Genomic DNA, 26,188 nt, shown 5'->3' on the forward strand with positions numbered 1-26,188 from the left:
CAGTTGACCCGCTCCTTCGCCGCCACCCAGGCCGCCTCGATCGCGCTCGGCGTGGTGGTCTCGCTGGCCGGCGTCACCGGCTCCTACCAGCTCGACGTGCCCTCCGGCCCGGCCATCGTGCTGCTCGCCATCGCGGTGTTCGCGGTGTTCAGCGCGATCGCCGCCCCGCTGGCCCGCCGCCGCCACCGGCGCCGCGGCGACGCCGACCCGGCCCCCCAGGTCTGCGACGTCCGGCTCCCGGACCGAATCCCCGACGCCTTCCCCGACGGAATCACCGACGCCTTCCCCGACCCGATCCCCGGCCGCGGCACCGGCCGGATCCCCGGCCAGGACCCGGGAAGGACTTCCTCCGACACGACCACTCCGGAGCGGCGGGCCGGGCTGGCACAATGAGGTGCGTGACGCCCACGACCCCAGGAGGACCCACGGTGACCACCGCAGGCCCGTCGCCGCGCGCCCGCTCGACCCGGCAGCGAGCCGCCGTCTCGGCGGCCCTGGACGAGATCGCGGACTTCCGCAGCGCCCAGGAGCTCCACGACCTGCTCAAGCACCGCGGGGACTCCGTCGGTCTGACCACGGTCTACCGCACCCTCCAGTCGCTCGCCGACGCCGGTGAGGTGGACGTGCTGCGCACCGCCGACGGCGAGGCCGTCTACCGCCGGTGCAGCAGCGGGCACCACCACCACCTGGTCTGCCGGCACTGCGGCGCCACCGTCGAGGTCGAGGGCCCCGCGGTCGAGCGCTGGGCCAACTCGGTCGCCGCCGAGCACGGGTTCAGCGACATCGCGCACACCCTGGAGATCTTCGGCACCTGCGCGGACTGCGCGAAGAAGGGCTGAACGGCCGTCCGTACGGGGGCAGCCCGCGCGGACGACGGCCGAAGGGCCCGCGGGAACGGTTCGTTCCCGCGGGCCCTTCGGCATGCGCGCGCCGGTCGGCGTCAGCGCTGGGTGGGCAGCTCCAGCGGCGCGGCGACCTCGTTCGGGATCGCCCCGCCGAAGCGGCGGTCGCGCATCGCGAACTGCTCGCAGGCGCGCCACAGGTCGCGGCGGTCGAAGTCCGGCCAGAGCACGTCCTGGAACACGAACTCGGCGTACGCGGACTGCCAGAGCAGGAAGTTGGAGGTGCGCTGCTCGCCGCTGGGGCGCAGGAAGAGGTCCACGTCCGGCATGTCCGGGTGGTACATGTACTTGGCGATGGTCTTCTCGTTGACCTTCTTCGGGTCCAGCCGGCCGGCCGCCACGTCCAGCGCGATCGCCTGCGCGGCGTCGGCGAGTTCGGCCCGGCCGCCGTAGTTGACGCACATGTAGAGCGTCACGGCGTCGTTGCCCTTGGTCTGCTCCTCGGCGACCTGGAGCTCCTGGACGACGCTCTTCCACAGCTTGGGCATCCGGCCGGCCCAGCGGATCCGCACGCCCATCGCGTCCATCTCGTCACGGCGGCGGCGGATGACGTCCCGGTTGAAGTTCATCAGGAACTTCACCTCGTCGGGCGAGCGCTTCCAGTTCTCGGTGGAGAACGCGTACAGCGAGATGTTCTTGACGCCGAGCTCGATCGCGCCCTTGAGCACGTCCAGCACCACGGACTCGCCGATCTTGTGGCCCTCGGTGCGGGGCAGCCCGCGCTCCTTGGCCCAGCGGCCGTTGCCGTCCATCACGATGGCGACGTGGTCCGGGACCAGCTCGCCGGGGAGCTTCGGGGGCTTGGCGCCGCTGGGGTGCGGGGTCGGGGGTTCGTAGACCCGCTGCTTGCCGCCGCCGAAGAGCCGTCGCGCTGCCATGTGCTCACTTCTCCACGTATCTCATCGAGCGGATGCCCCGCTCCAGGTGCCACTGCAGATAGGCCGCGACCAGGCCGCTGCCCTCCCGCCAGTACCGCGGCTCGCAGGCGTCGGCCGTCCGCCAGTCCCCTGACAGCAGCGCCCCGAGCAGTACCAGTGTCTCAGGGGAGGGTACGGCACATCCGGGCACTCGGCAGTCCGCGCAGAGCACCCCCCCTGCGGGGAGGGAGAAGAAACGGTTCGGCCCGTCCAGGCCGCATTTGGCGCAGTCCGTGAAGCTCGCGCCGTACCCGTTCACCGCGAGCGAGCGCAGCAGGAAGGCGTCCAGCACCAGGTGCGACTCGTGCGTCCCGGCCGCCAGCACCCGCAGCCCGCCCACCAACAGCAGGTACTGCTGGACGGCCGGCTCGCCCTCGTTCTCGGCGAAGCGCTCGGCCGTCTCCAGCATCGCCGTGCCGGCGGTGTAGCGGCCGTAGTCGGTGACGATCGATCCGCCGTACGGGGCGATGGTCTCCACCTGGGTGCACAGCGGCAGCCCGCGCCCGACCAGCTCGCTCCCCCGGCTGAAGAACTGCACGTCCACGTGCGAGAACGGCTCCAGCCGGGCGCCGAACTTGGACTTGGTCTTGCGCACCCCGCGCGCCACCGCCCGCACCTTGCCGTGGTGGCGGGTCAGCAGGGTGATGATCCGATCGGCCTCGCCGAGCTTCTGCGCCCGCAACACGACGCCGTCGTCCCGGAAAAGACTCATGCCCCCCATTGTCCCCCAGGGCTCTGACAGCCGTGGACAGCCGTGTTGCCCGCACCGGGGGCCGTGGGGGAGGACCACTGCGGTGCGGGTCACGGCGGGCCCGGAGGGGGGGCGGGCCCGTTTGTGGGGGATACGGAAGGTCCGGAGGGGCGGGGCCGAGGCCCTACAGGTTCTCGTACGGTGCCCGGGTCGCCGCCTCCAGCAGCGCCGGCACCTGGCTCTGCGGCAGGTCCAGGCAGCTGCCGACCGCGGCCAGCGCCTCGCGCTCCTGCGGCAGGTAGCGCCCGTCCGCCAGGGCGATCGCCGCACCCAGCAGCAGCAGCCGCTCCCGGCCCTGCTGGGCCAGGTGCGGGGCGAGCGGTTCGAGCACCGCGTGCAGTTCCACGGTCAGGCCGCCGGCCATCCCATGGGCGTCGTGGAGTTCGCCGCCGAGCCCGGACAGCGCGGCGAGCGCGGCCAGCACCTGGGCCTCGCCGCAGTCCTCGAACCCGGCCTCGCGCACCGCCGTGCAGGCCGCCTCGCGGGCCGCCCGGTGGGCGGTGCCGCCGGCCGCGAGCAGGGCCAGGGCGATGGTGTACTGGGCGTCCCGCAGCATCGCGCCGAGGCGCACGCTGGTGGGCTGCTCCAGGGACTCGACGCCGTAGCGCCCGTGGCAGCTGGTGCACTGCACGCTGCCGATCACCGGTCCGAGCGGCGCGACCGGCGTCCCCAGCAACCGCAGCCACCGCCGGCCGTGCTGCCGGCGGTAGTTGCGGTCCCCGCCGCAGCCCGGACAGAAGAAATCACCGAGAACATCGGTCCGCCACCTCGGGCGAACACCCCACAACCTGGTCACGGCGCCACTCCCCAGACATGGCAGGCGGCCTGCACAACTATGGACAGGTCACGCGACCGGACACCGAGGCCGTCCCACCGACCCGGCTTGCCGGTGGATCGATGTTGCCACGGTTACCGGCACGTGTCAGTACCTCGAACGGCTTCCGATCCGAAAAAATGTGGCGCAGGCCACAGCCCGCCCGGGACGCCCGACGGACACGGCGAAGGGCCGTCCCACGGGACGGCCCTTCGCGTACCACCCTCGGGAGTCAGCCGCGCTGCGAGCGGTTGACGGCACTGATCATCGCCTTCAGCGAGGCCAGCACGGTGTTGCCGTCGATGCCCACGCCCCACAGCACCTTGCCGTCCACCGCGCACTCCACGTACGCGGCCGCCTGGGCGTCGCCGCCCTCGCTCAGCGCGTGCTCGGCGTAGTCCAGCACCCGTACGTCCACGCCGATCCGGGCCAGCGCGTCCGCGAAGGCCGAGACCGGGCCGTTGCCGGTACCGGTCAGGGTCACCGGCGCACCGTCCACCACGGCCTCGGCGGTCAGCGCGTCCCGGCCGTCCTCGGTGGTCAGGGTGCGCGAACCGGCCAGCGACAGCCGGCCCCACGGGTTGCCGGTGGTCGGCAGGTACTCGTCCTCGAAGACCCGCCAGATCTCCGCCGGGCTGACCTCGCCGCCCTCGGCGTCGGTCTTGGCCTGGATGATCCGGGAGAACTCGATCTGCATCCGGCGCGGCAGGTCCAGCTTGTGGTCGTTCTTGAGGACGTACGCCACCCCGCCCTTGCCGGACTGGCTGTTGACCCGGATGACCGCCTCGTAGGTGCGGCCGACGTCCTTCGGGTCGATCGGCAGGTACGGCACTCCCCAGGTGTGCTCCGCCACCGGCACCCCGGCCGCCTTCGCGTCCGCCTCCAGGGCGTCGAAGCCCTTCTTGATGGCGTCCTGGTGCGAGCCGGAGAAGGAGGTGTACACCAGGTCCCCGGCGTACGGGTGGCGCGGGTGCACCTCCATCTGGTTGCAGTACTCGGCGGTGCGGCGCACCTCGTCGATGTCGGAGAAGTCGATCTGCGGGTCGATGCCCTGCGAGAACAGGTTCATCCCCAGCGTCACCAGGTCGACGTTGCCGGTCCGCTCGCCCTGCCCGAACAGGCAGCCCTCGATCCGGTCCGCGCCCGCCATGTAGGCCAGCTCGGCGGAGGCCACGGCGGTGCCGCGGTCGTTGTGGGGGTGCACCGACAGGCAGACGAACTCGCGGCGCGACAGGTTGCGCGACATCCACTCGAACTGGTCGGCCTGGACGTTCGGGGTGGCCCGCTCGACGGTGGCCGGCAGGTTCAGGATGATCTCGCGGCCCTCGCCGGGCTGCCAGACGTCCATCACCGCCTCGCAGACCTCCAGCGCGAAGTCCAGCTCGGTGTCCACGAAGATCTCCGGCGAGTACTGGTAGCCGAAGACGGTGTCGTCGCCCAGCAGCTTCTCCGCGTACTCCATGACCAGCCGGGTGCCGTCCACCGCGATCGCCTTGGTGGCCGCCTCGTCGTTGCGGAACACCACCCGGCGGAACAGCGGCGCGGTCGCGTTGTACAGGTGGACGGTCGCCCGCGGGGCGCCGACCAGCGCCTCGACGGTCTTCTCGATCAGCTCCTCGCGGGCCTGGGTCAGCACCGAGATGGTGACGTCCTCCGGGATCGCCCCCTCCTCGATCAGCGACCGCACGAAGGCGTGGTCGGTGGCGCCGGAGGACGGGAAGCCGACCTCGATCTCCTTGTAGCCCATGGCCACCAGCAGGTCGAACATCTTCCGCTTGCGGGCGGGGGACATCGGGTCGATCAGCGCCTGGTTGCCGTCCCGCAGGTCGGTGGAGAGCCAGCGCGGCGCCTTGGTGATCACCTGGTGCGGCCAGGTGCGGTCCGGCAGGTCGACGGTGCCGAACGGCAGGTAGCGCCCGTGGCGCATGCCCGAGGGCCGCTGGCGCACGGAGGCGGCGGTGATCGGGGTCGGCCGGTCGACGAAGGCGCGAGCGGCGGGGACGGACGCGGCGGAGGTCTGCTCGGTCATGGAGGGGACTCTCGGCTTCCTGTGGATGCGTGGTGCGGGCGGTCGGGAGGGATCGACACCGACTGGCCGGCCGCTGCTGCGCCCCGCGATACGCCGTCGCATCGCCGTTTCCGCGCACAGCTCGTTCCCCGCGGCGAGGGAGCCGGCCCGGTGGACTACAGGCCCTCGACGCGGCAGCTAAGAAGAAGCAGCCCGTTGCGCATGATGTGGCCCAGCGTAACCCAGGCCCGCGCGCCCCCGAAGTGATCCGGGCTTCCGTTCCACCCCTTGAGACGTGGAACGGTCCTGCCACGGGTGGTGACATCCGGTCATCCAGGCCTCACCCTGGGCCACATGACTGCAGGAGTCCCGCGCTGCGCGATCGTCCCGCCGTACGTCCTGGACCGCCTCGCCGAGGCCGGTCACCAGCCCGCCGTCCACTCCCTCGCCCTGGACGCCGCGCACCGCGCGGCCCGCCTCGCCGCTCCCCCGCCGACCACCGGCGCCCCCGGCCTCAGCCGGCTGGTCTACGACGCCGGGCACGGCCAGCGGCTGCCCGGGCGCACCGTCCGCACCGAGGGCCACGCCCCGGTCGCCGACGCCTCCGTCAACCACGCCTACGACGGCCTGGGCGCCACCTTCGCGCTCTACTCCGACGTCTTCGGCCGCGACTCGATCGACGGCCGCGGCCTGCGGATGGACGCCAGCGTCCACTACGGCCGCAACTACGACAACGCCTTCTGGAACGGCTCGCAGATGGTCTTCGGCGACGGCGACGGCCAGGTCTTCGGCGACTTCACCGCCTGCATCGACGTCATCGGCCACGAACTCACCCACGGCGTCACCCAGTTCACCGCCGGACTGGACTACCAGGACCAGCCCGGCGCGCTCAACGAGTCGGTCTCCGACGTCTTCGGCTCGCTGGTCAAGCAGTACGCCCTGCACCAGGACGCCGCCTCCGCCGACTGGTTGATCGGCGCCGGACTGCTCGCCCCCGGCATCCAGGGCGTGGCGCTGCGCTCGATGAAGGCGCCCGGCACCGCCTACGACGACCCCCAGCTGGGCAAGGACCCGCAACCCGCCCACATGCGGGACTACGTGGACACCACCGACGACAACGGCGGGGTGCACATCAACTCCGGCATCCCCAACCACGCGTTCTACCTGTTGGCCACCGCCCTGGGCGGGTCGTCCTGGGAGCAGGCCGGGCGGATCTGGTACGACGCCCTGACCGGCGGCGGGCTGCCCGCCACCGCCGACTTCACCGCCTTCGCCCGGGCCACCGTGGCCGCCGCCAAGGCCCGTTACCCCGACAAGCCCCCGGTCGCCGACACCGTGACGGCCTCCTGGGCCCAGGTCGGCGTCAGCCCGGGCTGACCGCGGACGACCGGTTCACCACCGGTCCGGAGCGGTTTGAGACCGCCTTAAGGTCACGGTCGGGGAAAAGAGCCGCAAAAGCCTCCCCTGCGTAGCACCATGGACACCATGCGTATCCAGGTGACCCGGACCGGCGGACTCGCCGGAATCCTCCGCCACGCGGAGCTCGAAACCGTCGACCGCACGGACGCCCCGCACGTCCACGCGCTCGCCCGCGAGGCCGTCGCGGGCGGGCTGCGCGCGCCCTCGTACGGGGTGCCGGACGGCTTCCACTACGAGATCACCGTCGACGGGCGGACGGTGTACTGCGCCGACCCCAAACTCACCGACTCCCAGCGGGAGCTGGTCTCGCTGGTGCTCCGCGAGGGGGCGTAGGCCCCTCCCGGGCCCGGCGCGGCACGGGCCCGCCCGGACGCGCACGGCGTCCGGACGGGCCCGGGGCGGCTCACCGCCCGTCGCCGAACTCCCCGGTCAGAAGCCGAGCTTGCGCAGCTGCTTGGGGTCGCGCTGCCAGTCCTTGGCCACCTTGACGTGCAGGTCCAGGTAGACCGGCGTGCCGAGCAGCGCCTCGATGTGCTTGCGGGCGGTGGTGCCGACGTGCTTGAGCCGGGAGCCCTTGGCGCCGATCACGATCGCCTTCTGGCTCTGCCGCTCGATGTAGACGTTGGCGTGGATGTCCAGCAGCGGACGGTCCGCCGGGCGGCCCTCGCGCGGCAGCATCTCCTCGACCACGACGGCGAGCGAGTGCGGCAGTTCGTCCCGCACGCCCTCCAGGGCGGCCTCGCGGATCAGCTCGGCGACCATGATCTGCTCGGGCTCGTCGGTGAGGTCGCCCTCCGGGTAGAGCTGGTCGCCCTCGGGCAGCAGCTTGGTGAGGAGGTCGGCGACCAGGTCGACCTGCTGGTCGCCGACCGCCGAGACCGGGATGATCTCGGCCCACTCGAAGCCCAGCTCGATGCCGAGCTGGTGGATGGCGATCAGCTGCTCAGCCAGGCGCTTGGAGTCGACCAGGTCGGTCTTGGTGACGATGGCGACCTTGGGGGTCTTCTTGATCCCGGCGATCTCCTTGGCGATGAACTTGTCGCCGGGGCCGAGCTTCTGGTCGGCGGGCAGGCAGAAGCCGATCACGTCGACCTCGGCCCAGGTGGTGCGGACCAGGTCGTTGAGGCGCTCGCCGAGCAGGGTGCGGGGCTTGTGCAGGCCGGGGGTGTCGACCAGCACGAGCTGGGCGTCCGGGCGGTGCACGATGCCGCGCACGGTGTGGCGGGTGGTCTGCGGGCGGTCGGAGGTGATCGCGACCTTCGTCCCCACCAGGGCGTTGGTCAGGGTCGACTTGCCCGCGTTGGGACGGCCGACGAAGCACGCGAACCCGGAGCGGTACGAGGAGGAAGGGGCATTCATGCGCCCCATTCTCCCTGATCACCGGAGCCCCGCCGTCCGGGGCCGGTCCGTCCGGGGCGCTCAGCCCTTGCCGCCGCCCCGTCCGACCAGCGAGAACACCACCAGCAGCAGCAGGAAGGCGAGTGAACCCCAGAGCCAGTAGACCGTGCCGGTCTCCTGCCACTTGCCCATGCCCATCACGAACAGCACCAGCCCGGCGACGAACGCCAACGCCCCCATGCCCCAGCCCCTCACCGAGTCCACCCCTCCGGTGAGATTATCTGCTGAATGCAGGGGGCGCGGTCTCACCGCACCGGCCCCGAGGGGGCCGCCGGGGGTCGCTCAGCGGGCCTCGGCCACCACCCGCAGCGTCCCGTCCGGCCCGGCCAGCAGCACCGGCGTACCGGCCCCGCCCAGGTCCCGCACGGCCGCCAGATCGGCCTCGGCGGGCTGCTCGGCCTCGCTCACCACGGCGGCCGCCTCCAGCGACTTCGCACCGCTGGCCACCGCCATCGCCACCGCCGTCCGCAGCGCGCTCAGCCGCAGCGACTCCAGCGCGACCGTCCCGGCCACGTAGGTGCGGCCGGTCTCGTCACGCACCGCGGCCCCCTCGGCCACGCCGTTGCGGGCGCGGGCCGAGCGGGCCAGGGTGATGATCTTCTTGTCTTCGGGGTCGAGTTCGACGATGTCACTCATGCCGCCGAGCATAGGCGGCACCCTCCCGGCGCCCTCGGTCAACCCGGCTCAGTGGCCCACCGGGTGGGTGCGGCCGGGGTTCGGGTTGAGCACCTTGACGAAGGTCTTCGCGGCGCCGGACGGCAGCGGCTCCTCGTGCGAGGCCCGCTCGCGCCAGAACGGGTTGTCGTGCGGCAGGTGGCTGCTCACCCGGCCGTACATTCCGAAGGTGGTCACGACGATCCCGAAGACGAACGCGAACAGCACGTTCGACATCCGGAAGTTGAGGATGTTCGCGTCCGGCCGGCCGAGCACCGTCAGCCCGTAGAAGCCGGACAGGACGAACAGCACGCCGATCACCATGTTGAGGTTGGACGCGAAGTTCCCGCCGATCACCGCTCCGACCAGCAGGACCGCACCCGCCACGATGGACAGGATGCTCAGCGCCCCGTTGGTCGACAGCCCGGCGATCCGGTCACCGTGGGTGGCCAGGAAGCCGGGGTGGTCGGCCAGCCCCAGGATCCCGAACACGATCAGGAAGATCCCCCCGAGCCCCGCCCCGACCCGCCACACCAGGGCGAGCCGTCGATCGACGGTCGGCAGTTCGTCTTGCAGCTTCATGGCGACCTCCAGAGCCCGGCCGTCGCCGCGGGGCACGGCCGGGAGGCACGGCTAGCTGTAGGGATGGCTCCCCTGCATGTGGGGCGTCTCGTGCATGTAGAGCGAGCCGCACTGCTGGCAGCAGCGCAGCCCGGTGCCCCATTCCTGCTCGGGCCGCGTCTCGGCGTCGTCGGGCATGCTCCGGCCGCAGAGCGCGGTCGACGGGTCCTCGTCCCGCACCACGTGCCAGGACTTGACTCCGCCGGCCGCCCCCTGCGGGCCGTACTCCGCGCGAAGTTTGTGCGTCATGCCCTCCATGGTCGCGCGGCGACCGCCCACCCGCTACTCGCCCGCGGCCCGCACCGTTTCCGACCGGCGCACCGGCGAGGCGACCATCGAACCGATCCGGTTGCGGCGCCCGGCCGAGGACTCCGCGGTCAGCAGGATGCCGGTCAGGCCGTCCGCGGCCGGCTCGGGCAGCGGGATCTCGCAGGCCGACCCGGGGATCGGCACCCGGCCCAGGTGCTTGGCCAGCAGGCCGCCGACGGTCTCGACGTCCTCGTCCTCCAGCTCGATCCCGAACAGCTCGCCCAGGTCCTCCACCAGCAGCCGGGCGGTGATCCGGTACGAGCCGTCGCCGAGGTCCTCGACCGGCGCGATCTCCCGGTCGTACTCGTCGGTGATCTCGCCGACGATCTCCTCCAGGACGTCCTCGATGGTGACCAGGCCCGCCGTGCCGCCGTACTCGTCGATCACGATCGCGACGTGCGAGCGGCGCTGCTGCATCTCCCGCAGCAGGTCGCCGGCCGGCTTGGAGTCCGGGACGAACACGGCCGGGCGCATCACCGCGCCGACCTCCTCGGCCTCCGCCTCCCGGTTGATGTGGGTGCGGCGCACCAGGTCCTTGAGGTAGACGATGCCGACCACGTCGTCCTCGTTGTCGCCGACCACCGGGATCCGCGAGAAGCCCGAGCGCAGCGCCAGGGTGAGCGCCTGCCGGACGGTCTTGTGCCGCTCGATCATCACCAGGTCGGTGCGCGGCACCATCACCTCGCGCACGATGGTGTCGCCCAGTTCGAAGACCGAGTGCACCATCCGGCGCTCCTCGTCCTCGATCAGGTCGTCCTTCTCGGCGAGGTCGACCAGCGCCCGCAGCTCCGCCTCGGAGGCGAACGGCCCCTCCCGGTACCCCTTCCCCGGGGTCAGCGCGTTGCCCAGCAGGATCAGCAGCCGCGGGATCGGGCCGAGCACCGCGGCCAGCGGCAGCAGCACGAAGGAGGCCGCGGTCGCGGTGGAGATCGGGTGCTGGCGCCCGATCGTGCGCGGCGAGACGCCCACCGCGACGAAGGACACCAGCACCATCACGCCGAAGGCCAACAGCACGGCCTGCCAGGTCGGGTGGATGTTGCGCACGCACACCGCGGTGACCAGCACCGCGGCCGCCATCTCGCTGGCCACCCGGATCAGGGTGGCCAGGTTGAGGTAGCGGAACGGGTCGGAGGCGACGGCCAGTAGCCGCGCGGAGCCGCGCCGGCCGTTGCGCACGGCCTCCTCCGCCCGGAACCGGGAGACCCGGGAGATGCCCGCCTCGGCGCACGCGGCCAACCAGCCCAGGACGACCAGGGCCACGGCACCGAGGATGAAGCTCGTACTCTCACCGCTCACAGGAGTTCGGGCCCCGCGCTCAGTGGGTGGTGGGGGCCGGGGAGATGCCGCCGAGGCCCCGGCCCGCCCGCCAGTCGTCCAGGATCCGCTTCTGGAGGGCGAACATCTCTTCCTCCTCCTCCGGCTCCTCGTGGTCGTAGCCGAGGACGTGCAGCACGCCGTGGACGGTGAGCAGCTGGAGCTCCTCGTCCATCGAGTGCTTGGAGGGGGCCGCCTTGCCCTGCTGCTCGGCGACCTCGGGGCAGAGCACGATGTCGCCGAGCAGGCCCTGCGGCAGCTCCTCGCCCTCCTTGCCCGGACGCAGCTCGTCCATCGGGAACGACATCACGTCGGTCGGTCCGGGCAGGTCCATCCACTGGATGTGCAGCTCCTCCATCGCCGCACCGTCCACCAGGATCACGGACAGTTCGGACTGCGGGTGGATCCGCATCTTGTCCAGGGCGAAGCGGGCGACGTCGAGGATGGCTTCCTCATCGGCGTCCCAACCGGACTCGTTGGCGATGTCGATCGACATGACGGGCTGTGTGCTCAGCTTTCGGTGCGATGGGACTGTCGGGGTGCGCGCGCCGCGGCGGTCTTTCCGGGGCGCCGCTGGGCGGGCTTGCGGGCGGCCGGGGAGTTCTCCTCGGCCTCCTGCCGCGCGTCCCAGCGTTCGTAGGCGTCCACGATCCGGCCGACCAGCTTGTGGCGGACCACGTCGGTGCTGGTGAGGACGGAGAAGTGGATGTCCGGGACGCCGGCCAGGATCTCCTGGACGACCTTGAGCCCGCTGCGGGTGCCGCCCGGGAGGTCGATCTGGCTGGTGTCGCCGGTGACCACCACCCGGGAGTTGAACCCGAGGCGGGTGAGGAACATCTTCATCTGCTCGGGCGAGGTGTTCTGGGCCTCGTCCAGGATGATGAAGGCGTCGTTGAGGGTGCGGCCGCGCATGTACGCGAGCGGCGCGACCTCGATGGTGCCGGCCGCCATCAGGCGCGGGATGGAGTCCGGGTCCATCATGTCGTGCAGCGCGTCGTACAGCGGGCGCAGGTACGGGTCGATCTTCTCGTAGAGGGTGCCGGGCAGGAAGCCCAGCCGCTCGCCCGCCTCGACCGCCGGGCGGGTCAGGATGATCCGGTTGACCTCCTTGGCCTGGAGGGCCTGGACGGCCTTGGCCATCGCCAGGTAGGTCTTGCCGGTGCCGGCCGGGCCGAGGCCGAAGACGATCGTGTGCTTGTCGATCGCGTCGACGTAGCGCTGCTGGTTGAGCGTCTTGGGGCGGATCGTGCGGCCGCGGTTGGACAGGATGTTCGCGGTGAACACCTGGGACGGCGCCGGGCTGTCCGGGCCCTCCTCGCGGAGCATGGCGATGGAGCGCTCCACGGAGTCCTCCGTCAGGGGCTGGCCGGTGCGCAGCACCAGCATCATCTCGTTGAAGAGCTTCTGCACGAGGGCGACCTCGGCGCGCTCCCCGGTGGCGGTCACCTCGTTGCCGCGGACGTGGATGTCGGCGGCGGGGAACCCCTGCTCGATCACGCGCAGCAGCGAGTCCGCCGTGCCGAGCAGGGTGACCATCGGATGCTTCTCGGGGATGACGATCCGGGCGCTCACCCGGCCGTCGTCGGTCGGTTCGGGGCGCGACTGTCCATCGGTACGGGTCTGCGATGTGTCACTCATGGGTCGGCGCTGGGCCTGCCTCATCCCATCCGTGGTCTCGTGTGCCGCTCGGTCTCTCCGGGGCACCAGGGTACGCCGCGAGCGTGATCGCTGCGGCGGGCGGCGGGGCCGCACCCGACGATGCTGCGGCAGATCGCGGGGCGGCGCGAGCCCTTTTCGCGGGGAGCCCGTGCGGCGTCCACCCCCGGCGCCGCGCCGTCCACGGGTGACGGCGGGTGCTCCACGGGTGGCGGCGGACCGTTCACGGGTGGCGGCGGGCGGGGACGGGCACCCGGGCGAGGTCCTCGGCGAGCACCAGGTCCCCGTCGAAGTGCTTGCGGGCGTCGGCCAGGTGCTGGCCCAGGTCCGGGTAGCGCTGCGAGAAGTGGGTCAGCACGAGGGTCCGCGCCCCGGCCTCGGCCGCGACCTTGGCGGCCTGGCCGGCGGTGAGGTGGCCGTGGTCCTCGGCGAGGTGGGCGTCGGCGTCGGTGAAGGTCGCCTCGACCACCAACAGGTCGGCGCCATCGGCGAGTTCGTGCACCCCCTCGCAGAGCCGGGTGTCCATCACGAAGGCGAAGCGCTGGCCCCGGCGGTGCTCGCTGACCTCGTCCAGGGTGACGGTGCGGCCGTCCACCTCGACCGCGCCCTCGTGCTGGAGCCGGCCCACGGCCGGGCCGCGCACGCCGGCCGCGGCGAGCCGCTCGGGCACCAGCCGGCGGCCGTCCGGCTCGGACAGCCGGTAGCCGAAGGACTCCACCGGGTGGTCCAGCCGGACGGCGTCCAGCGCGAAGCGGGCGCCGGGCGCGGGCAGCGGGCCGGGCTCGTCGATCGGCCGCGGCCGCAGCACGGCGGTCTCGTGGTACGCGGTGGCGTGCCGCAGCCGCTCGAAGTAGACCTCGCCGGACGCCGGGAAGTAGACGTCCACCGGGTGCGGGACCCGGTCAAGGTTGATCCGCTGGATCACCCCGGCGAGGCCCAGGCAGTGGTCGCCGTGGAAGTGGGTCACCGCGATCCGGGTGATCTGGGTGGCCGAGACCCCGGCGTGCAGCATCTGGCGCTGGGTGCCCTCGCCGGGGTCGAACAGCAGGCCCTCGCCGTCCCAGCGGAGCAGGTAGCCGTTGTGGTTGCGGTGCCGGGTGGGCACCTGGCTGGCGGTGCCGAGGACGACGAGTTCGCGCTGGGACACCTGGGATCAGACCATGCTCTCGTTCATCGGCATCCCGCCGAGCACGTGCACATGGGCGTGGAACACGGTCTGCCCGGCGCCCGCGCCGGTGTTGAAGATCAGCCGGTAGTCCTCGATGCCCTCGTCCCGCGCCACCGCGCCCGCCTCGGCCAGCAGTTCGCCGGCGACCTCGGGCTCGGCGGCGCCCAGCGCCGCGGCGTTCGGGTAGTGGACGTGCGGGATCACCAGGACGTGCACGGGGGCCTTGGGGGCGATGTCGCGGAAGGCGAGGACGCGCTCGGTCTTGCGCAGCACGGTCGCCGGGATCTCGCCCGCCACGATCTTGCAGAACACACAGTCGGACTGCGGCTCGCCAGCCATCGGAATCTCCTCGGTTCGGTCGTCGATCACGGTTGCACGGGCCGTACGGGCGCAGCCTAGCCGAGCCGCCCGAGCGCCTGCTGGTACTCCTGCAGGTGCTTCCAGCGCACCGAGCGCATGCCGATGATGTCCCCCTCCTCCAGGTCGAACTCGTCGAAGACGAACGAGAGCACCAGGACGACGAAGCCGACCAGCCAGCGCCGGGTCAGCCGCCAGGTGTTGGGGCGCATCACCCGCTTGCGGCGCACCACCCGCATCGCCAGGATCCCCTTGCCCACGCTGAACCCGACCAGCCGGGCCAGCACCACCTGGTTGAGGAACGAGACCAGCACGCAGACGCCCAGGAACGCCGCCCAGAACGGCACCACCGGCCCGCTCGCGTGCTGGACGGCGTGGCCGGCCGCGGCCGCGACGGGCTTGGTACGACCCGACGCGACGTCGGAGGCGACGGCGGCGGCGAAGCCCGCGCCCAGCGCGAGGCCGGCGTCCAGCACCATCGCCAGGAAGCGCCGGAAGCCGCCCGCCTCCCGGGGGCACGGCGGCAGCGCGGGCTGCGGGTGGGGCTGTTGCTGCGGGTACGGGGCCTGCCCGTACGGCGGCTGCGCCTGCGGGTACGGCTGGGGCTGACCGCACGGCTGGGGCTGCGGCGGGTACGGCTGCGGGGGCTGGGCGTACGGCCCCTGGCCGTACGGGTTCGGCCCCGGGCCGCCCGGCGGGTACTGCTGCTGCGGGTACGGCTGGTTCTGCGGGTACTGCTGCTGTTGCGGGTACTGCGGCGGCGGATAGCCCTGCGCCATGGTGTGCTCCCCCGTGAGCCGTCGACCAGATCAAGATCGCGATCAAGAACAGCCCCGCATCCTACCCACGCCCCGGCGCGGGAGCCCGGCCGCGTCGGACCCCCGCGCCCCGCAGGGCCCCGCAGCGCCCCGCGCCGGCTACGCCCAGGGCAGCGGCGGCGCCGTGCGGGCCGGGGTGGCGGCCAGGGTGTCGAGGGCGATCCGCACGGCCTCGGCCAGCTGCGGGTCCTCGCCGGCCGCCCAGTGGTGCGGGGCGAACGGCACCTCGACGTCCGGGTCGACGCCGTGGTTCTCCAGGCCCCAGCCGTAGTTCTCCATCCACATCGCGTACTTGGGCTGGGTGACCAGGGTGCCGTCGACCAGCTGGTACCGGCTGTCGATGCCGATCACCCCGCCCCAGGTCCGGGTGCCGACCACCGGGCCGATGCCGAGCGCCTGGATGGCGGCGTTGACGATGTCGCCGTCCGAGCCGGACAGCTCGTTGGCGATCGCGACCACCGGCCCGCGCGGGGCGTCCATCGGGTAGGGCACCCGGCCCTCGGTGTCCCGGATCGCGTACCAGCCGATGATCCGCCGGGCCAGCTTCTCTATCACCAGCTGCGAGGTGTGGCCGCCGCGGTTCTCCCGGACGTCCACGATCAGGCCGTCCTTGGCCATCTCGGTGGAGAGGTCGCGGTGCAGCTGCGCCCAGCCGGCCGTCTGCATGTCGGGGATGTGCAGGTAGCCGAGCCGGCCGCCGGACAGCTCCCGCGTCTTCGCCCGCCGGCCGGCCACCCAGTCGTGGTAGCGCAGCGCCTCCTCGTCGGCGAGCGGGACGACCACGGGGTGGCGCCGGTCGCTGCCGTCCTTGCGGGCCACGGTCAGCTCCACCGGCTGCCCGGCGGTGCCGGCCAGCAGCGGGGCCGGGCCGGTGACCGGGTCGACCGGGCGGCCGTTGACGGCGAGCAGGGCGTCGCCCGGGCGGATCGCGGCGCCGGGCGCGGCCAGCGGCGAGCGGGCCCGGGGGTCGGAGGACTCGCCGGGCAGGATCCGGCCGATCCGCCACTGCCCGCCGTCCCGGACCAGGTCGGCGCCGAGCAGGCCCTGGCGCCGGGCGGGCTCGGTGTAGCGGCCGTACGGGACGACGTAGGCGTGCGAGGTGCCGAGTTCGCCGTGCACCTCCCAGAGCAGGTCGACCAGTTCGTCGTGCGAGCCGACCCGCTCGACCAGCGGCCGGTAGCGCTCCAGGACCCCGGCCCAGTCGACGCCGCCGAGGTCGGGGCGCCAGAAGTTGTCCCGCATCAGCCGGCCGTTCTCGGCGTACATCTGCCGCCACTCGGCGGCCGGGTCGACGGTCACCCGCAGCCGGGTGAGGTCGACGGCGGTCTCGTCGTCCTCGCCGCCGGACTTGCGGTCGGCCGGGACGATCCGCAGCTCGCCCCCGTCCAGCACGGCCAGCCGGGTGCCGTCCCCGCTGACCGAGAACCCGTCGACGCCGTGCACCAGTTGCTCGACCCGGCGCTTCCTGAGGTCGAAGCGCTCCAGCACCGGGCGGGGCCGGTCGTCGTCCAAGGAGGCGGCCTCGTCGCCGAGTTCGCCGAGCAGCGGCGCCCTGGTCCACAGCACCCCGTCCTTGGCGGCGCGCAGCGTGTGGAAACGGCCGCCCTCGACCGGGAAGGGCACGATCCGGTCGGCGATGCCGTCCAGGTCCACCCGCACGGCCGGCACCGCCCCGTCCGCGGCCTCCTCGCCGTCCGCCGTGCGGGCCTTGGGCTCGTCCTCCTCCCCGCCGGGCGCCCGCCCGGCCCGCTGCGGGCCGAACGGGGAGGGCGTCTCGGCGGCGAGCGTCACCAGGTAGGGGCGGCAGCCGTTCGGGAAGGACAGGCCGAAGGCGTGGGCGTCGTAGACCGGGTCGAAGCTGCGCACCGAGAGGAAGGCCAGGTAGCGGCCGTCGGCGGTGAAGGCGGGCGAGGTGTCCAGGAAGCGCTGCGAGGTGACCTCGCCGACGGTGCGGGTGGCCAGGTCGGCCAGCACGATCTGGCGCAGCGAGTACGGGCCCATCCGGTGCACCGGGCGCGACCACGCCAGCCAGGCCGAGTCCGGGCTGAACACCAGGCCGCCGACCTCGCCGTCGGTGCTGCGGTCCAGCTCGTGCACGGCGCCGTCGGCCAGGTCGACCACCAGCACCCGGCCGTCGTGCACGCCGACCGCGGCCCGCCGGCCGTCCGGGGAGACCACCAGCGAGTTGACCCGGCCCAGTCTCCCGGCGGCCAGCCGGCGCCGCTCGGGGTCGTGCACGGCGGGGGCGTACTCCAGGGCGTCCTCGCCCTCGGCGTCGGACACCCAGAGCACGCCCTGGGCGCCGTCCTCGCCCGGCACCACCCGGGCCAGCCGGGCGCGCACGCCCGGGGTCTCGTCCAGCACCCGGGCCGGGCCCTCGCGGTGGGTCAGCCAGTGCACGCTGCCGCGCACCACCACGGCGCCGGCCCGGCCGGTGCCGTCCGGGGCGACGGACTCCAGCCAGTGCGCGGCGTGCACCGGGTGGGGGCGGCGGCGGGCCCGCGAGCCGGCCGGGCGGACGTCCAGCCGGCGCGGGGAGGCGCTCTCCAGGTCGTCCAGCAGCCACAGGTCGCCGGCCCGGTGGAAGACCACCCGGGTGCCGTCGGTGCTGGCGTTGCGGGCGTAGAAGCCGTCCGGGTCGGTGCTGTGGCGGCGCAGGTCGGAGCCGTCGGGGCGGCTGGACCACAGGTCGCCGACGCCCTCGTGGTCGGACAGGAAGGCGATCCGGCCGTCGCCGTCCCCGGCCACCCAGAGCGGGGAGTCGAGCTGCCCGGCCAGGTCCTGGTGGATCCGGACGAACCGGTCCCGCCCGATCCACAACTTGCCGGCCCGGCCGCCCCGGTAGCGCTTCCACCAGGCCGGCTCGCGGTTGTTGACGGTCACCAGCAGCACCCTCCCCCCGGCTTCGGCCGCAGGGTCCCCGACGCCCGCCGGCTCGAAGGCGAGCCCGCCGACCGGCCCGTACGGCAGCCGCACCGGCTCGCCGCCGTCCAGCGGCACCGCGTGCGCCCAGCAGCGGCGCACCCCGGACTCGCCCGCGCCGGTGGTGGCGATCGGGCGCCCGTCGGCGGTCCACCCCTGCACCCGGGTCTCGGCGTTGCCCCAGTACGTCAGCCGCCGGGACGGTCCGCCGTCCACCGGCACCACGTGCACCTCGGGGGCGCCGTCCCGGGTGGAGGTGAAGGCGAGGTGGCGCCCGTCCGGGGAGAACCTGGGGTGCTGCACCGGCAGGTGATCGGCCGTCAGCCGCCAGGCCCGGCCGCCCTCCAGCGGGGCGAGCCACAGGTCGTCCTCGGCGACGAAGGCGACCAGGTCACCGTGCAGATGGGGGTGGCGCAGATAGGCGCCCGCGGAGGTGCTCAGGGAGTCCGTCACGCCGCCAGCGTAGGCAGGTGCGGGTACGAGCCGCTCCGTTTTCCGCAGACTCCGGGCGGGCGCACGGGAGTTGCCGGTGGGGTCAGGCCCAGCGGCCGGTGCGCCCCAGCAGCAGCGCCCCGGCGGCCACCCCGGCGGTCGAGGTGCGCAGCACCGAGGGGCCCAGCCGGTACGGCTTCGCGCCGGCCTCGGCGAAGGCGGCCAGCTCCTCCGGGGAGACCCCGCCCTCCGGGCCGACCACCAGCACGATGTCCCCGCCGGCCGGCAGCGCGGCGTGCGCCAGCGGCTCGGCGCCCTCCTCGTGCAGCACCGCGGCGAGCGCGGCCCCGGCCAGCAGCGGCGCCAGCTGCCGGGTGGTCATCGGCTCGCGCACCTCGGGGAAGCGCAGCCGGCGGGACTGCTTGCCCGCCTCCCGGGCGGTGGCCCGCCACTTGGCGAGCGCCTTGGCGCCGCGCTCGCCCTTCCACTGGGTGATGCAGCGCGAGGCGGCCCAGGGGACCACCACGTCCACGCCGACCTCGGTCATGGTCTCCACGGCCAGCTCGCCGCGGTCACCCTTGGGCAGCGCCTGGACGACCACGATCCGCGGCGCCGGCTCCGGCTCCCGCCGCACGGCCTCCACCGTGACCTCGATCGCGTCCTTGCCGAGCACCGCGGCGACGGTGCCGTCCACGCCCAGTCCCAGCCCGTCCGCCAGGGTGACCGCCTCGCCGGCCGCCAGCCGCTTCACCGCCGCCGCGTGCCGCCCCTCGGGCCCGTCGAGGCGCAGCACGGCCCCGGGTGCGGCGGCGGCGATCCGCTCGGTCTCGACGACGAAGACGGGCGCGGTCATGGCGGGGAACCTCCTGGGATGGAACGGGAACACCGAAGGGGTGCCGGGGGTCCTCCCCCGGCACCCCTCCTCGGACGACTACCGGCCGTTGAAGGCGTCCTTCAGGCGTGAGAACAGGCCCTGCTGGCCCGGCGCGAACTGGCCGGACGGCCGCTCCTCGCCGCGCAGCACGGCGAGCCGGCGCAGCAGCTCCTCCTGCTCGGGGTCGAGCTTGGTGGGCGTCTGCACCTCGACGTGCACTATCAGGTCGCCCCGGCCGCCCCCGCGCAGGTGGGTGATGCCCCGGCCGTGCAGCGGGATCGACTGGCCGGACTGGGTGCCGGGCCGGATGTCGACCTCCTCCAGCCCGTCCAGGGTCTGCAACGGCACCTGGGTGCCGAGCGAGGCCGCCGTCATCGGGATGGTGACGGTGCAGTGCAGGTCGTCCCCGCGCCGCTGGAAGACCGTGTGGGTGGTCTCGGCGATCTCGACGTACAGGTCGCCGGCCGGGCCGCCGCCGGGGCCGACCTCGCCCTCGCCGGCCAGCTGGATCCGGGTGCCGTTGTCCACGCCGGCCGGGATCTTCACGGTCAGGGTGCGGCGGGCCCGCACCCGGCCGTCGCCCGCGCACTCGGGGCACGGGGTCGGCACCACGGTGCCGAAGCCCTGGCACTGCGGGCACGGGCGGGAGGTCATGACCTGGCCCAGGAAGGAGCGGGTGACCTGGGAGACCTCGCCCTTGCCGCGGCACATGTCGCAGGTCTGGGCCGAGGTGCCGGGGGCCGCGCCCTCGCCGCTGCAGGTGGTGCAGGTGACGGCGGTGTCGACCTGGAGTTCCTTGGTGGTGCCGAAGGCGGCCTCCTCCAGGGTGATCTCCAGCCGGATCATGGCGTCCTGGCCCCGGCGGGTGCGCGAGCGCGGGCCGCGCTGGCCGGCCGCGGCGCCGAAGAAGGCGTCCATGATGTCGGAGAAGCCGAAGCCCGCCGCGCCGGCGCCGAAGCCGCCCGCGCCACCGCCGCCCGGCGACAGCGGGTCACCGCCCAGGTCGTAGACCTGGCGCTTCTGCGGGTCGGAGAGCACCTCGTAGGCGGCGTTGATCTCCTTGAACCGCTCCTGCGTCTTCGGGTCCGGGTTGACGTCCGGGTGCAGTTCGCGTGCCAGGCGCCGGAACGCCTTCTTGATCTCGTCCTGCCCCGCATCCCGTCGGACGCCGAGTACCGCGTAGTAGTCCGTGGCCACCAAATGCTCCGCTTGTTCCGCCTGTAGTAGTGCTGCGACTGGACGCCGCCGTTAGATTTCCAACGGTCGGCCGTGTGCTACGACTCGGCCAGGATCTGGCCCACGTACCGTGCCACCGCCCGCACCGCCCCCATTGTGCCCGGATAGTCCATCCGGGTCGGACCGATCACACCCAGCTTGGCCACACTCTCGTCGCCCGAACCGTAGCCGACCGAAACGACCGAGGTGGAATTCAGCCCTTCGTACGCGTTCTCCCGCCCGATCCGGACCGTCATCGCGGCGTCCGTGGTCTCACCCAGGAGGCGGAGCAGGACGACCTGCTCCTCCAGGGCCTCCAGCACCGGCTGGATGGTGAGCGGGAAGTCGTGCCCGAAGCGGGTCAGGTTGGCCGTGCCGGCCAGCATGATCCGCTCCTCGTTCTGCTCGGCGAGCGCCTCGAACAGCGTCGCCAGGACCGTACTGACGGTCGGCCGGTCGGCCGGCTCGAACGCCGCCGGGAGCTCCTCCAGGAGCCCCGGGACGTCCGGCAGCCGCTGGCCGGCCGCCCGGGTGTTGATCCGCGAGCGCAGGTCCGCCAGGACCGTCTCGCCGACCGTGCCCGGGCAGTCGACCATCCGCTGCTCGACCCGGCCGGTGTTGGTGATCAGCACCAGCATCACCTTGGCCGGGGCCAGCGCCACCAGCTCGATGTGCCGGACGGTGGAGCGGGTCAGCGAGGGGTACTGCACCACGGCGACCTGGCGGGTCAACTGGGCGAGCAGCCGCACCGTACGGGTTACCACGTCGTCCAGGTCGACGGCGCCGTCCAGGAAGTGCCGGATCGCCCGGCGCTCCGGGGAGCTCATCGGCTTGATCTCGGCGAGCTTGTCGACGAACAGCCGGTAGCCCTTGTCGGTGGGGATCCGCCCGGCGCTGGTGTGCGGCTGGTGGATGTACCCCTCCTCCTCCAGCGCCGCCATGTCGTTGCGCACCGTGGCCGGGGACACCCCGAGGTTGTGCCGCTCCACCAGGGCCTTGGAGCCGACCGGCTCCTCGGTGCCCACGTAGTCCTGGACGATCGCGCGCAGCACGGCGAGCTTGCGGTCGTCCAGCTGGCGGACCTCTCCGGCCATGGGGCACGCACCTCCGTCTTCGCACGTTGTCCGTCTGTGATGCTGCGAGCCGCTCCGGTGAGGACCCCGACCCTGGCACTCTGCACGCACGAGTGCCAAAACCGTACCTGCCAGTGTACGGCCCGGGTCGTACCGCAGGAACGGCCCGGCCGGGGTGATCCTGCCCGCAGTTCCGGACGGCCACCGCGACACTCCGCGTGCGCGGGTGGTGCCCCGGGGCCGTCCGGGTGGCAGCATCGAAAGCGACGGCGAACGGAGGAGCAAGCGATGTCGAGCTCGGGCCAGCACACCCGTTTCGCGCCCGACCGCGGCCTGACCAGCCGCATGGTCGGGACGATGTTCGTGATCGGGCTGTTGTACGTCGGTTTCACGGGCCTGCTGATCGCGCTGCTGCGCGGGGCCTGGCCGCTGATCGTGCTGATCTCCGGCGGGCTGTTCGTGGCCCAGTTCTGGTTCAGCGACAAGATCACCGAGCGGGCCATGGGCGCCCACCGGGTGACCGAGGAGCAGTACCCCCAGCTGCACGGCACCATCGACCGGCTCTGCGCCCTGGCCGACATGCCCAAGCCCCGCGTGGCGGTCGCCGACAGCGACATGCCGAACGCCTTCGCCACCGGCCGCAACCCGCAGAACGCCGTGGTGTGCGTCACCACCGGCCTGCTGCGCCGACTGGAACCCGAGGAGCTGGAGGGCGTCCTGGCGCACGAGCTGTCGCACGTCGCCCACCGGGACGTCGCCGTGATGACCATCGCCGGCTTCCTCGGCGTGCTCGCCGGGGCGATGACCCGGGTCGCCATGTACGGCGGGTTCATGGGCGGCAACCGCAACAGCAACGACCAGAACGCGGCCATCGCGGCGCTGATCATCCCGCTGGTGTCGATCGTGGTCTACGCGATCAGCTTCCTGCTCACCCGGCTGCTGTCCCGCTACCGCGAACTGGCCGCCGACCGGGCCGCCGCCCAGCTCACCGGCCGGCCCAGCGCCCTCGCCTCGGCGCTCACCAAGGTCACCGGGCAGATCGCCGCCATCCCCACCGAGGACCTGCGCCGGGCCCAGCCCTACAACGCCTTCTACTTCGCCCCCGCGCTGAGCGCCAAGGAGACCGCCTCCCAGCTGCTCTCCACCCACCCGACGCTGGAGAAGCGGCTGGCCCAGCTGGCCAAGATCTCCGAGCAGCTCGGCCGCTGACCCCCCTGGGCTCCGGCCCCGCCCGACTCCCGGAAGGACCGCCGTGGGATTCCTGGACGCCCTGTTCGGCCGCACCAAGCCCGTCAAGCCCGACCTCGACCAGCTGTTCGGCGTGCCGTCCGCCGCGCTCACCCTGGAGGCCGGGGCCGGGTTCCTCCCCACCGGGCTCGGCTCGGTCTGCTTCGCGGCCGTCGAGGGCGCCGCCTTCGTCCAGGTGGAGCAGCAGGTCCGGGCCCTGCTGGACGCCGACACCGAACGCGGCGGCGTCCCGGTGGAGGCCTCCAAGGACGGCTACGGCTACTCCTGGCTGCTCACCCGGCACGCCCCCGAGGAACTCCCGGAACTGGTCAACGACCTGCACGCGGTCAACAGCGAGCTGGAGGCGAACGGCTTCGGCCCGCAGCTGCTCTGCTCCCTGGTCGCCTTCCGCAACCCCCAGGGCCAGTCGCTGGCCCTGGTCTACCTCTACAAGCGCGGCACCTTCTACCCCTTCGCCCCGATGCCCGGCGGCGGCGAGCGGCGCAACAGCCCGCTGGAGCTCCAGGTCAACGCGATGCTGGGGAACGACCTGCGGCTGGAGAAGGACCTCAGCCGCTGGTTCCCGGTCTGGGGGGCGCCGGGCCTCTGACGCCCCGTCCGTAAAATCGCCCCATGCGCAGCCACCAGTACGGACCCGACCTCACCCCGCCGTGGAAGAAGCAGCAGCCCGCACCCGAGGTGCCGGCCGAGCGGGACCTGGTGGTCGAGGAGGCGGCCACCGGCTACTGCGGGGCGGTGGTGCGCTGCGAGCGGACCGCGGAGGGGTTCACCGTCACCCTGGAGGACCGCTTCGGCAAGCACCGGGTCTTCCCGCTGGTGCCGCGCGGCTTCCTGCTGGAGGGCGAGGTGGTCACCCTGGTGCGCCCGGCCGCCCCCGCCGCGCCCCGCACCCCCGCCCGCACCGCCTCCGGCTCCGTCGCCGTCCCCGGCGCCCGGGCCCGGGTCGCCCGCGAGTCCCGGATCTACGTCGAGGGCCGGCACGACGCCGAACTGGTCGAACGGGTCTGGGGCGACGACCTGCGCATCGAGGGCGTCGTCGTCGAGTACCTCCAGGGCATCGACGACCTCCCCGCGATCGTCGCCGACTTCGCCCCCGGCCCCGGCCGCCGACTCGGCGTCCTGGTCGACCACCTGCTCCCGGGGACGAAGGAGCACCGCATCGCCGCCCGGGTCACCGGCGAGTCGGTCCTGGTCGTCGGCCACCCCTACATCGACATCTGGCAGGCCGTGAAGCCCTCCTCCGTCGGCATCCCCGCCTGGCCCGCCGTCCCCCGCGGCGAGGACTGGAAGCAGGGCACCTGCCGCCGCCTCGGCTGGCCCGTGGACACCCCGGCCGCCTGGAAGCACATCCTCTCCAAGGTGAACAGCTACAAGGACCTGGAGCCCGAACTCCTGGCAAAGGTCGAGGAACTGATCGACTTCACCGCCCTGCCAGGTCAGGAGTAGGTCTGAAACTCCGAGGTGTCGAGCGTGATGCCCAGCAGGTCCACCGGAATGGGCTCGCCGAACTTGGTGGTCCGAGAGGAGACGTAGTCCGGCGACCCGGACGCGCTCGCCCGGGTCGGCTCGGTCAACAGCACGCAGACGGCCTTGATCGGGTCGACGATCAGATAGGCCGGAATCCGGCCCTCCGCGTAGAGCTCCCGCTTGGTCTGGTAGTCGCGCAGGACGCTGGTGTTCGAGACCACCTCGAGCACCAGCGTGAGGAGAGGCGAAGGGATCAGGCGACCAGGACCCTCGACCGCGTCTCGCTCATAGACGACCAGATCGGGCTGAGGTTCGCTGGTGAGCCCGGGGATGTCGATGTCCTGCGTGACCGAGCGGTGCCATCGCGTCCGGGGAATCTGGTCCTGGATCGACTCGACAATCCAGTTGTGGACCCGGTCGGGCCCGGCCATCATCACGATCTCCCCCCTGATGAGCTCGGCCTTGAAACCCTCCGGGATCTCCAGATTCTCGAAGATCCCTATCACCCGGTCATCGATGGCGGTCATCCCACACTCCTCCTGACGGCTGATACCACGTTAACGACACTCAGTCCACGAGGTCACGCACTACTGCATCCGCCAGGAGGCGGCCCTGGAGGGTGAGGGCGGCGCGGCCCCGCCGGTAGGAGTCCTCGGCGAGGAGGCCGTCGGCGAGGGCCTTGGCGGCGGCCTGGCGGCCGGCCTCGGCCAGGACGTCGAGGGGGATGCCGTCGGCCAGGCGCAGTTCCAGCAGGATGCGCTCGACCCGGCGGTCCTCGTCGCTCAGCAGCTCGCGGCCCAGGGCCGGGGTGCGGCCCTCGGCGAGGGCCTGGGCGTAGGCGGCGGGGTGCTTGGCGTTCCACCAGCGGACGCCGCCGACGTGGCTGTGGGCGCCGGGGCCGGCTCCCCACCAGTCGGCGCCGGTCCAGTAGAGCTCGTTGTGGCGGCAGCGCCCCTCGGGGGTGGTGGCCCAGTTGGAGACCTCGTACCAGGAGTAGCCGGCCGCGCTGAGCGCCTGTTCGGCGATGAGGTAGCGGTCGGCGTGCACGTCGTCGTCGATCATCGGCAGTTCGCCGCGCTTGACCCGGGCGGCCAGCTTGGTGCCGTCCTCGACGATCAGGGAGTACGCGGAGACGTGGTCGGGCCCGGCGCCGATCGCGGCGTCCAGGGAGGCCCGCCAGTCGTCGTCGGACTCGCCGGGGGTGCCGTAGATCAGGTCGAGGTTGACGTGGTCGAAGCCGGCCGCGCGGGCCTCGGTCACGCAGGCCTCGGGGCGGCCGGGGGTGTGGTGGCGGTCGAGCAGCCGCAGGACGTGCGGGCGGGCGCTCTGCATGCCGAAGGAGATCCGGTTGTAGCCGCCCTCGCGCAGCTCGGCGAGGTACGCGGGGTCGACGGACTCGGGGTTGGCCTCGGTGGTGACCTCGGCGTCCGGGGCGAGCCCGAACTCCTCGCGCAGGGCGGCGAGCATCTTCACCAGGTCGCGGGCGGGCAGCAGGGTGGGGGTGCCGCCGCCGAGGAACACCGTCCGCACCGGGAGGTCGGTCTCGCCGAGGACGCGGCGGGCCAGCCGGATCTCGGCGACCACGTTGTCCGCGTAGGTCTCCTGCGAGGCGACGGCCCCGGAGGAGCGCAGTTCGGTGGCGGTGTAGGTGTTGAAGTCGCAGTAGCCGCAGCGGCTGGCGCAGTACGGGACGTGCAGGTAGAAGCCGAACGGCCGGTCGCCCAGCCCGGTCAGGGCGTGCGCGGGCAGGGAACCGTCGGACGGCACCGGTTCGCCGTCGGGGAGTGCGGAGGGCATGACCCCATTGTCCCGTACGACTCACCCGGACTCGTGAGCCGTACGGGAGGAGGG

At 72.8% G+C, this 26,188-nt stretch carries 28 protein-coding genes; 7 read left to right on the plus strand and 21 right to left on the minus strand.

Annotated elements, in window-relative coordinates; genetic code table 11:
- Together ACFXPX_RS28690 and ACFXPX_RS28695 are read left to right on the plus strand one after the other, a co-directional pair.
- Positions 1–393: metal ABC transporter permease (locus ACFXPX_RS28690; RefSeq protein WP_380643989.1), on the plus strand; the 393-nt coding region annotated here is incomplete at its 5' end.
- 35 nt (positions 394–428) lie between these two features.
- Entirely contained in the window at positions 429–839 is a 411-nt protein-coding gene (locus ACFXPX_RS28695) for a Fur family transcriptional regulator (RefSeq protein WP_360228723.1), read from the plus strand.
- Positions 840–940: 101 nt separating this feature from the next.
- Here ACFXPX_RS28695 and ACFXPX_RS28700 read toward each other — a convergent pair whose 3' ends face one another.
- The 4 genes from ACFXPX_RS28700 to leuA form a co-directional block, all read right to left on the minus strand.
- Complete coding sequence (locus tag ACFXPX_RS28700) at positions 941–1,780, minus strand: isoprenyl transferase (RefSeq protein ID WP_375892484.1); 840 nt, start codon at positions 1,778–1,780, stop codon at positions 941–943.
- Positions 1,781–1,784: 4 nt separating this feature from the next.
- Positions 1,785–2,531 (minus strand): DNA repair protein RecO, encoded by a 747-nt coding sequence (recO, locus tag ACFXPX_RS28705; protein ID WP_375892482.1) that lies wholly within the window; start codon positions 2,529–2,531, stop codon positions 1,785–1,787.
- Positions 2,532–2,694: 163 nt separating this feature from the next.
- Positions 2,695–3,246, minus strand: a complete 552-nt coding sequence (locus tag ACFXPX_RS28710; RefSeq protein ID WP_375892480.1) for a TerB family tellurite resistance protein — start codon at positions 3,244–3,246, stop codon at positions 2,695–2,697.
- A gap of 370 nt (positions 3,247–3,616) precedes the next feature.
- Entirely contained in the window at positions 3,617–5,413 is a 1,797-nt protein-coding gene (gene leuA, locus ACFXPX_RS28715) for a 2-isopropylmalate synthase (RefSeq protein ID WP_375892479.1), read from the minus strand.
- A 333-nt stretch (positions 5,414–5,746) separates the two neighbouring features.
- On the opposite strand from leuA, the gene ACFXPX_RS28720 reads away from it, so the two are divergent.
- Together ACFXPX_RS28720 and ACFXPX_RS28725 are read left to right on the plus strand one after the other, a co-directional pair.
- Positions 5,747–6,769, plus strand: a complete 1,023-nt coding sequence (locus ACFXPX_RS28720) for a M4 family metallopeptidase (RefSeq protein ID WP_380643990.1) — start codon at positions 5,747–5,749, stop codon at positions 6,767–6,769.
- Between the two features lie 108 nt (positions 6,770–6,877).
- Positions 6,878–7,144, plus strand: coding sequence for a protealysin inhibitor emfourin (locus ACFXPX_RS28725; RefSeq protein WP_375892475.1), 267 nt, complete (start codon positions 6,878–6,880; stop codon positions 7,142–7,144).
- Positions 7,145–7,240: 96 nt separating this feature from the next.
- Here the strand turns inward: ACFXPX_RS28725 and era are convergent, their stop codons facing one another.
- The 15 genes from era to hrcA all read right to left on the minus strand — a co-directional run bounded on the left by era (position 7,241) and on the right by hrcA (position 21,643).
- Entirely contained in the window at positions 7,241–8,170 is a 930-nt protein-coding gene (gene era, locus ACFXPX_RS28730) for a GTPase Era (protein ID WP_375892474.1), read from the minus strand.
- A gap of 60 nt (positions 8,171–8,230) precedes the next feature.
- Positions 8,231–8,389 (minus strand): hypothetical protein, encoded by a 159-nt coding sequence (locus ACFXPX_RS28735; RefSeq protein ID WP_380401729.1) that lies wholly within the window; start codon positions 8,387–8,389, stop codon positions 8,231–8,233.
- Between the two features lie 102 nt (positions 8,390–8,491).
- Positions 8,492–8,857, minus strand: coding sequence for a cytidine deaminase (locus ACFXPX_RS28740; RefSeq protein WP_375892472.1), 366 nt, complete (start codon positions 8,855–8,857; stop codon positions 8,492–8,494).
- Positions 8,858–8,893: 36 nt separating this feature from the next.
- Positions 8,894–9,445, minus strand: a complete 552-nt coding sequence (locus ACFXPX_RS28745) for a DUF4383 domain-containing protein (RefSeq protein ID WP_380524883.1) — start codon at positions 9,443–9,445, stop codon at positions 8,894–8,896.
- Between the two features lie 51 nt (positions 9,446–9,496).
- Positions 9,497–9,733: a hypothetical protein gene (locus ACFXPX_RS28750; RefSeq protein WP_380401735.1), complete on the minus strand. Its 237-nt coding sequence runs from the start codon at positions 9,731–9,733 to the stop codon at positions 9,497–9,499.
- Between the two features lie 33 nt (positions 9,734–9,766).
- Positions 9,767–11,089 carry a hemolysin family protein gene (locus ACFXPX_RS28755; protein WP_375892468.1) on the minus strand — a complete coding sequence of 441 codons (1,323 nt, stop codon included), beginning with the start codon at positions 11,087–11,089 and terminating at the stop codon, positions 9,767–9,769.
- Positions 11,090–11,108: 19 nt separating this feature from the next.
- Positions 11,109–11,603, minus strand: a complete 495-nt coding sequence (gene ybeY, locus ACFXPX_RS28760; protein ID WP_030061268.1) for an rRNA maturation RNase YbeY — start codon at positions 11,601–11,603, stop codon at positions 11,109–11,111.
- Between the two features lie 14 nt (positions 11,604–11,617).
- Positions 11,618–12,745 carry a PhoH family protein gene (locus tag ACFXPX_RS28765; RefSeq protein WP_375892466.1) on the minus strand — a complete coding sequence of 376 codons (1,128 nt, stop codon included), beginning with the start codon at positions 12,743–12,745 and terminating at the stop codon, positions 11,618–11,620.
- Positions 12,746–12,986: 241 nt separating this feature from the next.
- On the minus strand, positions 12,987–13,910 hold the full coding sequence (locus ACFXPX_RS28770) for a ribonuclease Z (RefSeq protein ID WP_375892465.1): 924 nt from the start codon (positions 13,908–13,910) through the stop codon (positions 12,987–12,989).
- A 6-nt stretch (positions 13,911–13,916) separates the two neighbouring features.
- Positions 13,917–14,270 carry a histidine triad nucleotide-binding protein gene (locus tag ACFXPX_RS28775; protein ID WP_380524909.1) on the minus strand — a complete coding sequence of 118 codons (354 nt, stop codon included), beginning with the start codon at positions 14,268–14,270 and terminating at the stop codon, positions 13,917–13,919.
- 56 nt (positions 14,271–14,326) lie between these two features.
- Complete coding sequence (locus tag ACFXPX_RS28780) at positions 14,327–15,067, minus strand: RDD family protein (protein WP_380643991.1); 741 nt, start codon at positions 15,065–15,067, stop codon at positions 14,327–14,329.
- A gap of 138 nt (positions 15,068–15,205) precedes the next feature.
- Positions 15,206–18,481, minus strand: a complete 3,276-nt coding sequence (locus ACFXPX_RS28785) for a S41 family peptidase (protein WP_380643992.1) — start codon at positions 18,479–18,481, stop codon at positions 15,206–15,208.
- Positions 18,482–18,563: 82 nt separating this feature from the next.
- Entirely contained in the window at positions 18,564–19,313 is a 750-nt protein-coding gene (locus ACFXPX_RS28790) for a 16S rRNA (uracil(1498)-N(3))-methyltransferase (RefSeq protein ID WP_375892458.1), read from the minus strand.
- A 78-nt stretch (positions 19,314–19,391) separates the two neighbouring features.
- Positions 19,392–20,531 carry a molecular chaperone DnaJ gene (gene dnaJ / locus ACFXPX_RS28795; RefSeq protein WP_188304451.1) on the minus strand — a complete coding sequence of 380 codons (1,140 nt, stop codon included), beginning with the start codon at positions 20,529–20,531 and terminating at the stop codon, positions 19,392–19,394.
- Between the two features lie 77 nt (positions 20,532–20,608).
- Entirely contained in the window at positions 20,609–21,643 is a 1,035-nt protein-coding gene (hrcA, locus tag ACFXPX_RS28800) for a heat-inducible transcriptional repressor HrcA (protein ID WP_375892457.1), read from the minus strand.
- A gap of 267 nt (positions 21,644–21,910) precedes the next feature.
- Between hrcA and htpX the strand changes: the two genes are divergently transcribed.
- Genes htpX through ACFXPX_RS28815 form a run of 3 tightly spaced genes read left to right on the plus strand, consistent with a single transcriptional unit; the run spans position 21,911 to position 24,316 of the window.
- Positions 21,911–22,831 carry a zinc metalloprotease HtpX gene (gene htpX, locus ACFXPX_RS28805; protein ID WP_380524879.1) on the plus strand — a complete coding sequence of 307 codons (921 nt, stop codon included), beginning with the start codon at positions 21,911–21,913 and terminating at the stop codon, positions 22,829–22,831.
- A 43-nt stretch (positions 22,832–22,874) separates the two neighbouring features.
- Complete coding sequence (locus ACFXPX_RS28810) at positions 22,875–23,459, plus strand: hypothetical protein (protein ID WP_380524878.1); 585 nt, start codon at positions 22,875–22,877, stop codon at positions 23,457–23,459.
- A gap of 23 nt (positions 23,460–23,482) precedes the next feature.
- Positions 23,483–24,316 (plus strand): DUF3097 domain-containing protein, encoded by an 834-nt coding sequence (locus tag ACFXPX_RS28815; protein WP_380524877.1) that lies wholly within the window; start codon positions 23,483–23,485, stop codon positions 24,314–24,316.
- Here the strand turns inward: ACFXPX_RS28815 and ACFXPX_RS28820 are convergent.
- Both ACFXPX_RS28820 and hemW read right to left on the minus strand, forming a co-directional pair.
- Positions 24,307–24,864, minus strand: coding sequence for a Uma2 family endonuclease (locus tag ACFXPX_RS28820; protein ID WP_380643993.1), 558 nt, complete (start codon positions 24,862–24,864; stop codon positions 24,307–24,309). The genes ACFXPX_RS28815 and ACFXPX_RS28820 overlap by 10 nt on opposite strands.
- Positions 24,865–24,904: 40 nt before the next feature.
- Complete coding sequence (hemW, locus tag ACFXPX_RS28825; protein WP_380643994.1) at positions 24,905–26,134, minus strand: radical SAM family heme chaperone HemW; 1,230 nt, start codon at positions 26,132–26,134, stop codon at positions 24,905–24,907.
- Positions 26,135–26,188 lie beyond the last annotated feature (54 nt).

It is taken from the genome of Kitasatospora sp. NPDC059146 (assembly GCF_042786665.1).
GTDB lineage: Bacteria > Actinomycetota > Actinomycetes > Streptomycetales > Streptomycetaceae > Kitasatospora.